Genomic DNA, 13,068 nt, shown 5'->3' with positions numbered 1-13,068 from the left:
TCAGGCGGCGGGGCCGGTGGGCGCGGGGTAGGCCCCCGGTGCCGGCTGCGGCGTGGTCGCGGGCAGCGGCTCGATGACGACGGCGGTGCCGTAGGCGCACATCTCGGTGTAGCTGCCGATGGCGTTCGCGTCGAAGCGCATGGCCAGGATCGCGTTGCCGCCGCGCGACTGGGCCTCACCCGCCATGCGGTTCATCACCTCGATGCGGCTGTCGTGCATGGTGCGGGTGTACTCGGGCAGCTCGCCGCCGCCGATGGCCCGGAAGCCCGCGGTGATGCCGGCGCCGAAGTTCAGGGCGCGGACGGTGAGCCCCATCACCTCGCCCAGCACGTTCGTGACCCGGTAGCCCGGGATGTCGTTCGTCGTCACGATGATCATGGGTTCATCGTGGCACGCGCCCCGTCGCTCAGGCCGGGGGCTCGAGATCGAGGCGGAGCTGCCGACCGCCGAGCAGCCACTCGGTGAGGTACACCTGCCCGGCCGGGCCGACGGCGATGCCGTGCGGGCTGTTCAGGTGCCCCTCGACGAGCGGCGGGCGCACGGTGGCGCCGCTCGCGTCGAGCGCGTTCGGCCAGCCCGGCCGCTCGTCGTCGACGGACGACGGCAGCACCTCGGCGATGCGGCCCTCAGGCGAGACCGACAGCAGCGCACCCACGAGGTCGGTCACCAGGATCCGAGAGCCGCGCTGGGCGAGCGAACTCGGCCGCCGCATCGCCGCCGAGCCCGCGACCGTCTCGTCGGTGACGACTCCGACCGCCCGGCCCTCCAGATCGAGGAACACCAGGCGCGAGTGGAGCCTGTCGGCGACGACGATGCGCGGCTCCTGCGCCCTGGTGTCGACGGCGATGCCGTGCGGGCAGTCGAAGGCCACGCCGGTGTCGGGGCCGTCGATCGTGAGCACGCTGCCGTCGACGCCGAACCGGTGCACGAGGCTGCGGCCGTACCCGTCGGCGACCCAGAGCTCGCCGAAGTGCGGGCCGGGCGTCTCGACGACCGCGGTCGACGTCGGTCGGAACGGCAGTGCGAGGCGTGGGTCGTCGTCCGCGAGGCCACCGTCGAGGGTGAGGGGGTCGGGCATTGCGGCGACGGAGCCGGTGGTCCAGTCGAACCTCAGGATCCTGCCGCCCGAGTCGTCACCAGGATCGGCGATCCACACGATCTCGCGACCCTCCACGCTCGAGACCGTCAGCCCATGCCCGACCTGGGTGGGAGTCTCGACCCGCGTCGCCTCGCCCGTGGTCTCGTCGAGAGCGATGAGCGCCTGGCCGCCGGGCTCGGCGAAGAGGAAGCGGCCGTCGGAGAGCACGGCGGCGCCGGAGTGCGACCACTCGGGGCTCGCGGCGCCCTCGGGCCAGAGTTCGGTCCAGCCGACGGTCGTCGCGGCGCCGGTCGTCTCGGTCGCGCCGGCCGCCCCGCTCACCACGACACCACCACCGCGCCCGCGGCGTAGGTCGGCACGTCGGAGGCGAACTGCTGCGGCTCGAGCTGGTCGGCGTGCACCAGGGCGAGCGTGGGCAGGGCCTCGAACAGCTGCGAGACGCCCTCGCGGATCTCGATGCGCGCGAGCTGCTGGCCGATGCAGCCGTGGGGGCCGTGCCCGAAGCCGAGGTGGCCACCGGCGTCGCGCGTGAGGTCGAACTCGGTCGGATCGGCGAAATGCCGTTCGTCGCGATTGGCGCCGACCGGCGACACCGAGACGGTCTGCCCCTTCTCGACCGTGAAGCCGTCGTACTCGATGGTCTCGGTCGCGGTGCGCGGGAAGAGCGTGATGAACATGGCGCCGAAGCGCATGAACTCCTCGATGGCGGTCGTCATCACCTCGGGTTCGCGGCGCAGCAGCTCGGCCTGCGAAGGGTGGGTGAGGAGCGCCGTCGTCGCGGTGGCGATGAGGTAGGCGACCGAGTCGCGGCCGGAGGTCATGAGGACGAGCGCGATGCCCTCGATCTCGTGCGTCGACAGGCTGCCGTCGGCCTCGGCGGCGAGGAGGTCGCCGAAGACGTCCTCGGTGCGCTCGGCGCCGCCTTCGAGGAGGCCGCGCTTCAGGGCGAAGGCCTCGCGGATGAAGTCGAACTTCTCCTGCGTCGTCGACGTGCCGACGAAGAGCCGGTAGAAGCCGTCGAACATCTCCTCCGGGATCCCGAGCACGAGGCGGTGGACGCGAGCCGAGATGGGCTCGGTGTACACCTCGGTGATGTTCGCGGGCGAGCCGTGCTCGAGCAGGATCCGGAGCTGGTCGGCGACGATCGCCTGCACGGCCTCGCGACGCCCGCGCACCTGCTTGATCGAGAAGCGGCCGAGCACGGCACGCCGGATGCGGAGGTGCTGCTCGCCGTCGAGCCCGAGCAGGTTCGACAGCCGCAGCGACTCGTGGGCGTCGTCGTCGATGTCGACGCTGTCGCTCTGCGGGTAGCCCTTTCCGAGCGGGAGCCGCATGGGCTGCTGGCTGTAGCGCGGGTCGGCGAGGATGTCGCGCGCCTCGGTGTGCCGGGTCACCATCCAGCCGACGTGGCCGTCGGCGTACTCGAGGGGCGTCGCGGCGTTCTCGTCGCGCAGCTCGCCGATGAGCGGCGAGGGGGCCAGCGGGGTGCCGTCGCGCGGGATCGTGATGGCGCCGCGGAGGAACGGGCAGGCCGACGCGGCCTGGTCGGTGGTGGTCATGACTGGGAGCCTTTCGCTGCGCCGACGAGGTCGGCGGCCGGGTAAACAGAAGAGTTGTCGGGGCGTGTGCCGACACGCGCCCTCGCGAGTCGGAACCCGCGCGGGTGGTTCCAGCCGACAACGCCGACGACGCGCCCGTCAGCGGCCCGCGACTCGGCGACGAACCGGTCGTCGGTCTCGGGGTCGCCCTCGACGGCGACGAGCCGGCCGCCCCCGGCGAAGTCGCCGTACGACTGGATCCGCGTGCCGTGGAGGTCCGACCAGAAGAAGGGCAGCGGTCGGGGCGACGCCGAGCCGGTCGCCAGGAGCCGGGCGACGGCCTGCGCCTGCTCGATCGCCCCCTGCTGATGCTCGGCGCGGCGCGCGACACCCGTCGCGTCGTCACGCCAGGCCGCCACGTCGCCGACCGCCCAGACACCGTCGGCCGCACGCCCGGACGAGTCGCACACGACGCCGTCCGCCAGGTGGAGGCCGGAGCCCGCGAGCCACTCGACCGCGGGCAGGCAGCCGACGGCCACGACGACGAGGTCGGCGGGCAGCGTGGCGCCGGAGCCGAGGCGGACCGCCTCGACGCGTGCGGTTCCGTCGATCGCGGCCACGTCGGCTCCTGCGACCAGGGTCACGCCGGCCGCCGCGTGCAGGCGCGCGAGCCGGGAGGAGAGACGGTCGCCGACCTGGCCGAGGCGGAGGGACGACGTGCGTCCCACGAGCGCGACGTCGGCGCCGAGGGAGCGGCAGGCGGCGGCGAGCTCGGAGCCGAGGACTCCGGAGCCGACGACGACCACGCGTGCCGGGCCTCTCGCGATGAGCGCGGCGAACTCCTCGCGGAGGGCGACGGCGTCGTCGAGGGTACGCAGCTCGTGGACCCCGGCCGGCCGTGCCACGGCGGGGAGCCGCCGCGGGCGCACACCCGTCGCGATCACGACGTCGTCGTAGGCCATCTCGCGGCCTCCCGCCGTGACGACGCGACGAGCGGTGTCGAGCGACGTGGCCTCGACGCCGAGCAGCAGGTCGACGCCGATCGAGGCGAGGCGCTCGCGGTCGGTGATCGTCGGCTCCTGCCCCGTCCACTCCCCCGTCAGCACCTGCTTGGAGAGCGGCGGGCGGTTGTACGGCGTCGTCGTCTCGGCACCGAGCACCGTGATCGGCCCCTCGTACCCTTCGGCGCGCAGGGTCTCGGCGCACATAACGCCGCCGATCGACGCGCCGACGATAACGACCCCGTCGCCGTCGTGCTCGCTCACGACTCGGAGAGCTCGATCGCCCGCGCCGGGCAGAGCGAGGCGGCGCGCCGGACGGCCGCGTGCTGGGCCTCGCCGGGGTCGGCGTCGAGCAGCATCACGATGCCGTCGTCGTCCTGGTCGAAGACCTCCTCGGCGGCGAGGACGCACTGCCCCGCCCCGACGCAGATGCTGGTGTTGGCCGTGACGTGCACGAGGCTCTCCTGTCGATCGTCGCTGATTCGCTGGTGCCTCGAGACTAGGTTTCGGCGCTCGTCGAGCGACAGAGCACCGCCTCGCAGAACATGGACGTTCCGATCACTCCACGCGGACGGCTCGCCACGGTCTAGCATCAAATTCATGACGCAGGATGGACGAAGCGCGCGCGGCGGCCCCGTGATCGTCAGCGCCAACTGGTACCGCTTCCGCTCAGGCGAGCGCATCCGCCACGAGGTCGTCGCCAGCGTGGCGTTCGTCTGGGTCGTCACCGGTGCCGGCCTGATCCGGGCGGGCTCGCAGGACTTCCGGATGACGAGCGGAACAGTGCTGCGGCTGCCCTGGCGGCACTCCGTCGACTACCGGCCGGACGACCGGAGTCCGTTCTCCGTCGGGACGATCCACGTGGTGCCCTGGCACGACGAGGCCGTGCCGGTGGAGCCCCGGGTGGCGTACGTGCCGGGCGAGGCTCTGCTCGACGCGCCCTTCCGGCGGGCGGCGGCGCCGGGCGAGGGCTCGGGGTCGGCGGAGCCCCCGATCCTGATGTCGGCCCGGTCGACCAGCGGTCGGGGTCTCATCTCGCTCGCGACCTACGCGGTCGAGAGGTTCGTGCGACACGAGTTCGACGAGGCGACGTACCGGTCGCTGGGCGGTCTGGTGATGCAGGAGTCCGCGGCCTGGTCGCACGCCCCCGAGCAGGCGGGCGCCCCGGCCGTGCTCGAGCTCATGACGGACCACATCGTCTCGCACCTGTCGTCGCCGGTGACCGTCGCGGAGGTCGCGGAGGCGGGCGGGTGCTCCCCCGCCACCGCCGAGCGGCTGTTCGCGCGCTACACCGGCCTGTCGGTGCTCGCGTGGGCGCGGCGGGTGCGGATGGACGAGGCGGCGCGGCTCCTGCGCACCACGGGGCTGAGGGCGTCGGAGGTCGCGCGCGCCGTCGGCTACACCGACCCGCTGTACTTCTCGCGGGTGTTCCGGCAGACCTTCTCGGTGCCGCCCAGCCGCTACGCCGCCGGCCAGCTCCGCCCCTGACGGGCCCGCGTCTTCGCCAACTAGTGTGTGCATTCGCGTACAATAGTGGGCATGGATCTCTCAGCGCCCTTGCGAACGGTCACACCGACCATCGACGGCGACGTTCTCGCCGTCCTGGCGCGGGCCGACGACTGGTACACGGTGTCGACCATCCGCCGACTGTCGGGGTCGGGCTCGGGCGAGGGGGTCCGAAAGGTCCTGAAACGGCTTGCCCACGAGGGCGTCGTCGACACGCAGCCTGCAGGCAACTCAATGCTCTACCGCCTGAACCGCGACCACATCGCCGCCGAAGCCATCACCGATCTGGCTCACCTTGCCGTCCGGCTGCGCGACCGCATGAGCGAGGCCGTGTCGCGCTTTCAGCTGCGCCCGACGTACGCGATCCTCTTCGGCTCGGCTGCCCGATCGACGATGACCAGTGCCAGCGACCTCGACCTCCTGTTCGTACGCGACGGCGAGATGACCGACGAGTGGGCCGACGATCTCGATGCATTCGCCCACTCAGTTTTCCGATGGAGCGGCAACGATCCCCAGATCGTCGAGTACGAGCGATCGACGATCGTCGGTGCCGCCGGCGACGAACCGCTCCTCGAGTCCGTCGCCGTCGACGGCATCGCGATCCACGGCTCTCTCGCCGCCTTCCGGCGCGAGGTCCGTCCACGATGACTCCGCAGCGGTCGGCCGGGCGAATCGAATCCGACGGTCGACTCCGCAAGGCGCGCCAGTTCGCCGATGCTGCCGCGCTCTTCGTCGAGGAGGCGAGCGACGACGTCGGCGAGTTCGGCGACGCCTACGTCACGCTCGCGGTGCACTCCGGCATCGCGTCTGCCGACGTGATCAGCATCGAGACCCGAGGCGATTACTCGCCGACGGGAAACCATCAGGAGTCGGTCGACGTCCTTCGGCGCTCAGATCCCCAGGCAGCCCGCCATCTCAGCCGGCTCCTCGAGATGAAGACCAAGGCCGGCTACACCTATCGGCCCGTCTCGGCCGATGACGTCGCGCGGGCCCGCCGCGCGCACGAGGCGCTGCTCGTGCGCGCGACGGCAGTCCGGGCCGGCTGACGGGCGCGCGGCGAGTCAGGCGGTGACAGCCAGCGCGTCGACCGTCCACGAGTGCGAGCCGGAGCCGACCGTGAGCGTCTCGGACGAGCCCGGCAGCGAGACCTCGGCGGTCGCGTTGGCCGGGATCGTCGCCTCGACGACCACCCGGTCGCCGTCACGGTGCCAGCCGACCGAGACGCGCCCGTACGGCGAGTCGAAGTCGGCCTTGGCGTGCTCCAGCGCGTCGAGGGGCCGCGGTGCCACCCGGACGACGCGGTAGCCCGGCTCCGCGGGGGCGAGCCCCGCGACGGTCCGGTGCAGCCAGTCGGCGACGGCGCCGAGCGCGTAGTGGTTGAACGACGTCATCTCGCCCGGGTTGATCGTGCCGTCTTCGAGCATCGAGTCCCAGCGCTCCCAGATCGTCGTCGCGCCCATCGTCACCGGGTACAGCCACGACGGGTTCTTCGTCTCGAGCAGCAGCTTCTCGGCGGTGCCGAGATGGCCGGTCACCGTGAGCGCGTCGGTGATGATCGGGGTGCCGACGAAGCCGGTGCCGATCCTGTAGTCGTTCGACGACACCAGCGCCGCGAGGCGCGAGCCCATCGCGTCGCGCTGCGCGTCGTCCGCCGTGAGGCCGAAGACGATCGCGGTCGCGTAGGCGGTCTGGGCGTCCGACGACATCACCGACGACGAGTCGACGTACGCGGCCAGGAACGCCGCGCGCACCTCGTCGGCGATCGCGCCGTACCGTTCCGCGTCGTCCGAACGCCCGAGCAGCCGTGCGGCCTCGGCCGTGAACGACACCGACCGGTAGAGGTACGCGCTCGCCACGATGTCGGGCGAGGTGGCGGCATCAGCAGGATGCTCGGGCGGCGCGACCGGGTCGAGCCAGTCCCCGAACTGGAACCCGCCCTCCCACAGACGAGTGTCGCCCGAGATAGCGAGCAGGCAGTCGGACCACGCCTTCATGCTGTCGTACTGGCGCGCGACGACGTCGACGTCGCCGAAGCGCTCGTGCAGCACCGTCGGCACGACCGTGGCGGCGTCTCCCCACGCGGCCGCGGGCGTCGCGGCGTCGTGCAGCACGTTCGGGATGACGAACGGCACCGAGCCGGTGCCCGTCGCCTTCTGCTCGAGGTCGAGGTCGACCAGCCAGGAGCTGAGGAACGCGTCGGTGTCGAACAGGAAGCTCGCGGTCGGCGAGAACACCTCGATGTCGCCCGTCCAGCCGAGGCGCTCGTCGCGCTGAGGGCAGTCGGTCGGCAGAGACAGGAAGTTGCCCTTCATGCCCCACACCACGTTCTGGTGCAGCTGGTTCAGCAGGGTGTGCGACGACTCGAACCAGCCGGTGCGCCGCATGTCGCTGTGAAGGACGACGGCGGTGACGTCCGACGGGTCGAGCGGCGACTCGAGCCCGGTGACCTGCGCGTACCGGAAGCCGTGGAAGGTGAACTCGGGCTCCCACTCCTCGACGCCCTCGCCCTTCAGCGAGTACGTGTCGGTGGCCTTCGCCGCGCGCAGCGGCCGCAGGCCGAGCTCGCCGTGCTCGAGCACCTCGGCGTGCTTCAGCGTGACGACGGTGCCTTTGGGGCCGGACACTCGGATCCTGAGCCGCCCGACCAGGTTCTGCCCGAAGTCGAGGATCTGCTCGCCCGAGGCGCTCGCCACGACCGACTCGACCGCGACCTCCTGGATCGGGCGCACGGCGGGGGCGACCCGTGCCGTGACGGTCGCGCTCGGCACGCCGTCGATGCGCACCGGCGCCCAGCCGGAGGCGTCGTACGAGGCCGTCGACCAGCCCGGCTTCTCGAGGCGGGCATCGTACGACTCGCCGGCGTAGATGCCGCTGGCGACGACGGGCGACTCGCCGGTGGCGAGCCAGGATCCATCGGTGTCGACGGACTCGCTCGAGCCGTCCGCGTAGTCGATCACGAGCGACGCGGCCACCGCCGGGTCGGCGCCGTAGAACGGCCTCGCCCCGTCGCGGAAGCCGAAGCTCTCGGTGAACCAGCCGCCGGCGACCGAGAAGCCGATCGCGTTGTCGCCCTCGGCGACGAGCGCGGTGACGTCGGTCGTCTCGTGGATCAGCCGGTCGCCGTAGGCGCTCCACCCCGGCTTCAGCGTCTCGTCGTCGACGACCCGGCCGTTGATCTCGGCCTGGTAGACGCCGTGGGCCGTGGCGTACAGCGTCGCCTGGCGAACGGGCTTCGACACGGCGAAGACACGGCGCAGGAGCAAGGGCTGCGCCTGCCGCGAGGGGGTGTCGAGGCCCACCAGCGGTGCTGCCCACGGAGTGTCGCGGAATCCCGCGCGGACGGTGACGGGCGAGCTCCACTCGCTCATCGCGCCGTCGGATCCTGCGACCCGCACCTCGACCGTGTGCGTCGACCGCTCCGCCAACTCTGAGAACGGCCACGGCACGAGCACCGAGTCTCGACCGGAGAGCTCGACCACCTCCTCACCGTCGAGGCGGACCTCGGCGTGCTCCTGCGTCCAGTCGGGCGACGACGAGGTCGTGGTCCAGGAGAGGCGCGGGGTGGGGGTCGCGACGAACTCGCTGTCGTCGCGGGTCTCGGCTCGGAGGGTGCCGACGGAGGTGCTCATGTTGCCCTTTCGTGAGGAGTGGAGCGGAGAGGTGGATCAGCCCTTGATGGCGCCCGAGGTCATGCCCGCGACGATCTGCCGGTTGAAGAAGAGGTACATGATCAGCGGCGGGATCGTGATGAGCAGGATGTCCATGAAGAGCAGGTTGTACTGGCTCAGCGACTGGCTCTGGAAGTTGTAGAGCGTCAGCTGCACGGTCGCGTTGTCGTCGCCGGGCAGGAAGTACAGCGGCCCGGTGAAGTCGTTGAAGACGGCCACCGACTGCACGACGACCACGGTGATCATGACGGGGCGCAGGAGCGGCAGCACCACCGTGAAGAAGAGCCGGATCGGCCCCGCCCCGTCGATGATCGCGGCCTCGTCGAGCTCCTTCGGGATCGTCGAGACGAAGGCGCGGAAGAGCAGGATGCAGAACGAGAGTCCGAAGGTCGCCTCGATCAGGATCATGCCGGGCAGCGTCTTGAACAGGTGGAGCCCCTGCAGCACCCAGATGGTCGGAACGACCGCGGGCGGGACGATGAGGCCGGCCAGGATGAAGAAGTTCGCCCACGCGTTGATCCGGGACTTCCGCCGCTGCAGCACGTACCCGACCATCGCCGAGAAGACGACCATGATCGCGACGCTCACCACGGTGAGCGTCGTGGAGTTGATCAGCGCCCGCCAGATCACGCCGTTGTCGGCCGCGAGCACCTCCTTGAGGTTCTCGACGAACTGCCAGTGCGAGGGCAGGTTGATGTTGAGCAGGCCCGCCTCGCCCGGGTTCTTGAACGTCTGCAGCAGGATGAAGGCGAACGGCACCAGGAAGATGACGACGGAGAGGACGATGGCGACGACGCCGACGGTGACTCGCTGTGCGTGTCTCATTCTTCTTCGGCTCCCTTGCCGTTGAGGAGGCGCGACACCGGGATCATGATCGCCGTGACGACGACGAAGAGGATCACGTTGCCCGCCGTGGAGAGGCCGAAGAACCCGGCCTGGTACTGCTTGTAGATCACCGACGCGATCACGTCGCTCGAGAAGCCGGGGCCGCCCTGCGTCATCGCGTAGATGAGGTCGAACGATCGCAGGCCGCCGATGAGCGACAGGATGATGACGGTGCCCATCGCCGGCCGCGACAGGGGCAGCGTGATGCGACGGAAGATGGCCCAGGATCCCGCGCCGTCCACCCGGGCCGCCTCGAAGTACTCCTGCGGGACGGCCACGATTCCGGCGATGAAGATCAGGGTCGCGATGCCGACGCCCTTCCAGACGTCGACCGCCGCGACCGTGAGCAGGGCCATGTGCGGGTCGGTCAGCCAGCCCGGGCCGGTGATGCCGAACACGTTCTTCAGGACCCCGTTGATGAGGCCGTGGAACGGGTCGAGCAGCGCCTTGAAGGTGAGGCCGACGCCGATGGTGGAGACGAGGACGGGGAAGAACACCACCGCCCGGAGGTACCCCCGGCCCAGCACTGGCGATGTGAGGAGCACCGCCAGTGCCAGACCGAGCACGACCTTGGCAGCCGAGGTGACGAAACCGTAGATGAAGGTGTTGATGAAGCCGGTCGTCAACTGCGGATCCTGGAAGAACTCGACGAAGTTCGCCCAGCCGATGAAGGTGTGCGCGAAGAGCGACCACCTCGTGAACGCGAAGTAGAACGACGCGAACGTGGGCATGGCGAAGAAGACGAGGAAGAGTGCCGCGGCCGGGATGTAGAACCAGCTCGGGTACATCGACTTCATCCGCCGCCGGCGGGCCCCCGAGGGGGCCCGGGCCGGCAGCACGTCGTCCGGGATGAGGGCTGTCGTGGTCGTGGTCATCGGATCACCAGCCGGGGAGGCCGAGCTGCTGGGCCTGCTTCTTGACGTCCTGGTCGTAGAGAGCGGCGCCCTGCTTGGCGGTCGAGATGCCGGAGCCGACCTGGACGGTGATCGACGGGAGGTTCGGTCCCTTGATCGGCGAGAGGAACTCCAGCGCGGACGACGTGGCGCCCGAGTCGAAGTACTTCTGCTCGTCGGTGACGGCCGCCGGGACGGAGCCGGACAGCTTGCAGGCGCTGTTGACGAACGGGCCGGTGACGACGCCGGTCGACTGCTGCAGCTTGCAGCCGGTCTTCGACGACGAGATGTAGGCGATGAACTTCTTCGCCGCGTCGAGCTTGTCGCCGGTGGTCGTCTTCGGGATGTAGAAGGCGTTCGGCTGCCAGATCGTGGCCTGCGTGTCGGCCGCGTTGTCGGCGGGGAGAGCGAAGAAGCCGATGTCGTTCAGCTCGCTGGGCTCGTTCTGGGCCACGGTCGCGAGCGACGCGGTGAGCATCGGGTACTGCGCGGCGTTCCCGTCGGCGAGGAGCTTCATGCCCTGGATGTTCGTGACCGAGGCGAAGTCCTTATTGTAGAGGCCCGCGTCCTTGGTGTCCTGCTGGTGCTGGAAGCCGGCGAGTGCGGGCTGGTTGGAGTACTTCTCCTTGCCCTTGGTGTAGTTCGACGCCCACTTCGGGTCGGCCTTCGCCACGTTGGCGAAGTCACCGAGGACGAAGAGCTGGGCGGTCCAGTCGTCGCCGTAGGTCTGCAGGATCGGGGTGACACTCGGATCCTGCGCCTTGATCTTCTCGCTGTTCGACATGAACTCGGCCCAGCTGGTCGGCACCGAGAGGCCGAGCTTCGAGTAGACCTTCTTGTTGTAGAGGACGCCGCCGGCGAACGAGGTGCCGACGGGGGCGCCGTACAGGCCCTTCGAGGTCGAGACGACCTGCTTGAAGTCCTTGGTGAGCCCCTTCACCCACGACTGGTCGGACAGGTCGACGAGCTGCTTGTCGGGGTCGAGCGCCTGGAGCAGCGAGCCGTCGTTGTAGTAGAAGACGTCGTCCATCTCACCGGTCGACAGCTTCGTCTTGGTGAGGTTGTCGCCCTGGGTGCCGGCGGGCTGGGTGTCCATCTTGACCGTGATGTTCGGGTAGGCCTTCTCGAAGGCCGCGATGTACTTCTTGCCGGTGGCGACCGACTGAGAGTCGTTCTGGGTGAGGAAGCTGATCGTGACCTTGCCACCCGAGCCGCTGCTGCTGCTCGAGCCTCCCGCCGAGCAGGCTGCGAGCGAGCCTGCGACGAGCGTCACGCCGACCACCGAGGCGGCCGCCCTGACGAGGAACCGTCGAGAGAACATGGATACTCCTTCGTATCTGCGACCACTTCGTCGCGCTGTGCGTCCAATGATTCCCATATGAAATCGCCCCGACTAGGACTATCTTGTGACCATGTATGGCGATGTTGCCGATTTTGAACCGTTTCAACCGGTTGCCCTCCTGGAGACTCCTCCGGAGGTCACAGACAGGTCACAACCGGACGAAATGCGGTCGCAGCCGGAGGGGATGCGGAGCAGGATCCCTACACTCCGCCAGTTCGGCCTCGCCGTCGAGACGTTCCCCGACTACGTGAATCCCGAAAGCGATCTGCACGGACTCGACGTCGTCCTCCTCTCGTTCGTCTTCGCCGGGAGCGGCCACCACGTCATCGGCGACGTCGAGTTCGAGCTCACGGCACCGTCGGTCTCGGTCACGAGCACCGGCCAGAAGCACTGCCTCGTGACGGACGACGCGGGCATCGACGTCGTGAACCTCTACCTGGACCCGGACAGCCACGCACTCCCCCGGCTCGCCGCCCCGCTCGACGGGGCCCTCGCCGCCCTGATCCCGTTCGGCGACACGATCGCCGCACGCCGGCCCCGACTCACCCAGGTCGAGCTGGGCGACGCGGCCCAGGCGCGGATCCTGCTCGACCTCCTCGCGCGCGAGACGGCGGAGCCTCGGGCGGGGACGGTGGAGGCGCTCGACGCTCTCTGCCGGCTCCTGCTCACCGTGTGCGCCCGTGCCGTGATGGAGGGCGGTCTGCTGCCCGAACACCGCGACCTCTCGCCGGCCGAGGCGACGATCGAGGAGGTCCGGGCGTATCTCGACCAGACCTTCCTCGAGTCGCACACCCTCGCGTCGCTCGCCGAGCGGGCGCACCTCGAGCGGACGTACTTCTCGCGAGCTTTCTCGCAGCGCGTCGGGGTGCCGGTGGTCGAGTACACGACGCGCCTCCGGATCCGGCACGCGGTGTCGGAACTGCGATCGAGCAACCGGCCGATCGCCGAGATCGCGGCGGCGAGCGGGTTCCGCGACCTGTCGCACTTCGGGCGGACGTTCCGACGGATCACGGGGACGACGCCGCGGGCGTACCGGCGCGACCACCGGGGGCTCGTCGAGGTCTGAGTCGCGCGGCGCGGGCTGCTGGCGCCATCGGGCCGCCTCGGGCCGCATGGGCTTCGCTTGACGTCTGCTT

Annotated in this window: 13 protein-coding genes; 4 read left to right on the top strand and 9 right to left on the bottom strand. The window is 70.1% G+C overall.

The window, feature by feature from the left end:
* From C8E83_RS03440 to C8E83_RS19815, 5 genes are read right to left on the bottom strand one after another with little or no spacing between them, the layout of a single operon-like run.
* Complete coding sequence (locus C8E83_RS03440) at window positions 1–378, bottom strand: YbjQ family protein (RefSeq protein WP_121368451.1); 378 nt, start codon at window positions 376–378, stop codon at window positions 1–3.
* 28 nt (window positions 379–406) lie between these two features.
* The gene (locus tag C8E83_RS03435; RefSeq protein ID WP_147430072.1) at window positions 407–1,420 is read right to left on the bottom strand and encodes an NHL repeat-containing protein; all 1,014 of its coding nucleotides are present in this window, start codon (window positions 1,418–1,420) and stop codon (window positions 407–409) included.
* Window positions 1,417–2,658, bottom strand: a complete 1,242-nt coding sequence (locus C8E83_RS03430) for a cytochrome P450 (protein ID WP_121368449.1) — start codon at window positions 2,656–2,658, stop codon at window positions 1,417–1,419. The genes C8E83_RS03435 and C8E83_RS03430 overlap by 4 nt, the downstream gene beginning before the upstream one ends.
* Window positions 2,655–3,902 (bottom strand): NAD(P)/FAD-dependent oxidoreductase, encoded by a 1,248-nt coding sequence (locus tag C8E83_RS03425; RefSeq protein WP_121368448.1) that lies wholly within the window; start codon window positions 3,900–3,902, stop codon window positions 2,655–2,657. The genes C8E83_RS03430 and C8E83_RS03425 overlap by 4 nt, the downstream gene beginning before the upstream one ends.
* Window positions 3,899–4,093: a ferredoxin gene (locus tag C8E83_RS19815; protein ID WP_245981386.1), complete on the bottom strand. Its 195-nt coding sequence runs from the start codon at window positions 4,091–4,093 to the stop codon at window positions 3,899–3,901. Before C8E83_RS19815 ends, C8E83_RS03425 begins: the two co-directional genes overlap by 4 nt.
* A gap of 145 nt (window positions 4,094–4,238) precedes the next feature.
* On the opposite strand from C8E83_RS19815, the gene C8E83_RS03415 reads away from it, so the two are divergent.
* From C8E83_RS03415 to C8E83_RS03405, 3 genes are read left to right on the top strand one after another with little or no spacing between them, the layout of a single operon-like run.
* Window positions 4,239–5,126: a helix-turn-helix transcriptional regulator gene (locus C8E83_RS03415; protein WP_147430071.1), complete on the top strand. Its 888-nt coding sequence runs from the start codon at window positions 4,239–4,241 to the stop codon at window positions 5,124–5,126.
* 51 nt (window positions 5,127–5,177) lie between these two features.
* Window positions 5,178–5,792 (top strand): nucleotidyltransferase domain-containing protein, encoded by a 615-nt coding sequence (locus C8E83_RS03410; RefSeq protein WP_121368445.1) that lies wholly within the window; start codon window positions 5,178–5,180, stop codon window positions 5,790–5,792.
* Window positions 5,789–6,190, top strand: a complete 402-nt coding sequence (locus C8E83_RS03405) for a hypothetical protein (protein ID WP_121368444.1) — start codon at window positions 5,789–5,791, stop codon at window positions 6,188–6,190. The genes C8E83_RS03410 and C8E83_RS03405 overlap by 4 nt, the downstream gene beginning before the upstream one ends.
* 15 nt (window positions 6,191–6,205) lie before the next feature.
* Here the strand turns inward: C8E83_RS03405 and C8E83_RS03400 are convergent, their stop codons facing one another.
* Genes C8E83_RS03400 through C8E83_RS03385 form a run of 4 tightly spaced genes read right to left on the bottom strand, consistent with a single transcriptional unit; the run spans window position 6,206 to window position 11,911 of the window.
* Window positions 6,206–8,773, bottom strand: a complete 2,568-nt coding sequence (locus C8E83_RS03400) for a glycoside hydrolase family 78 protein (protein ID WP_121368443.1) — start codon at window positions 8,771–8,773, stop codon at window positions 6,206–6,208.
* Window positions 8,774–8,809: 36 nt separating this feature from the next.
* On the bottom strand, window positions 8,810–9,637 hold the full coding sequence (locus tag C8E83_RS03395; RefSeq protein ID WP_121368442.1) for a carbohydrate ABC transporter permease: 828 nt from the start codon (window positions 9,635–9,637) through the stop codon (window positions 8,810–8,812).
* Window positions 9,634–10,572 carry a carbohydrate ABC transporter permease gene (locus C8E83_RS03390; RefSeq protein WP_245981383.1) on the bottom strand — a complete coding sequence of 313 codons (939 nt, stop codon included), beginning with the start codon at window positions 10,570–10,572 and terminating at the stop codon, window positions 9,634–9,636. Before C8E83_RS03390 ends, C8E83_RS03395 begins: the two co-directional genes overlap by 4 nt.
* A gap of 4 nt (window positions 10,573–10,576) precedes the next feature.
* Window positions 10,577–11,911: an ABC transporter substrate-binding protein gene (locus tag C8E83_RS03385; protein ID WP_121368441.1), complete on the bottom strand. Its 1,335-nt coding sequence runs from the start codon at window positions 11,909–11,911 to the stop codon at window positions 10,577–10,579.
* Window positions 11,912–12,095: 184 nt separating this feature from the next.
* Here C8E83_RS03385 and C8E83_RS03380 point away from each other — a divergent pair, with 184 nt between their 5' ends.
* Window positions 12,096–12,998, top strand: a complete 903-nt coding sequence (locus C8E83_RS03380) for a helix-turn-helix transcriptional regulator (RefSeq protein ID WP_147430070.1) — start codon at window positions 12,096–12,098, stop codon at window positions 12,996–12,998.
* The last annotated feature ends 70 nt before the right edge of the window (window positions 12,999–13,068 follow it).

The organism is Frondihabitans australicus (genome assembly GCF_003634555.1).
Lineage (GTDB): Bacteria > Actinomycetota > Actinomycetes > Actinomycetales > Microbacteriaceae > Frondihabitans > Frondihabitans australicus.
The sequence above is the reverse complement of the archived record's forward strand: the minus strand, read 5'-3'. Positions and strand labels throughout refer to the sequence as shown.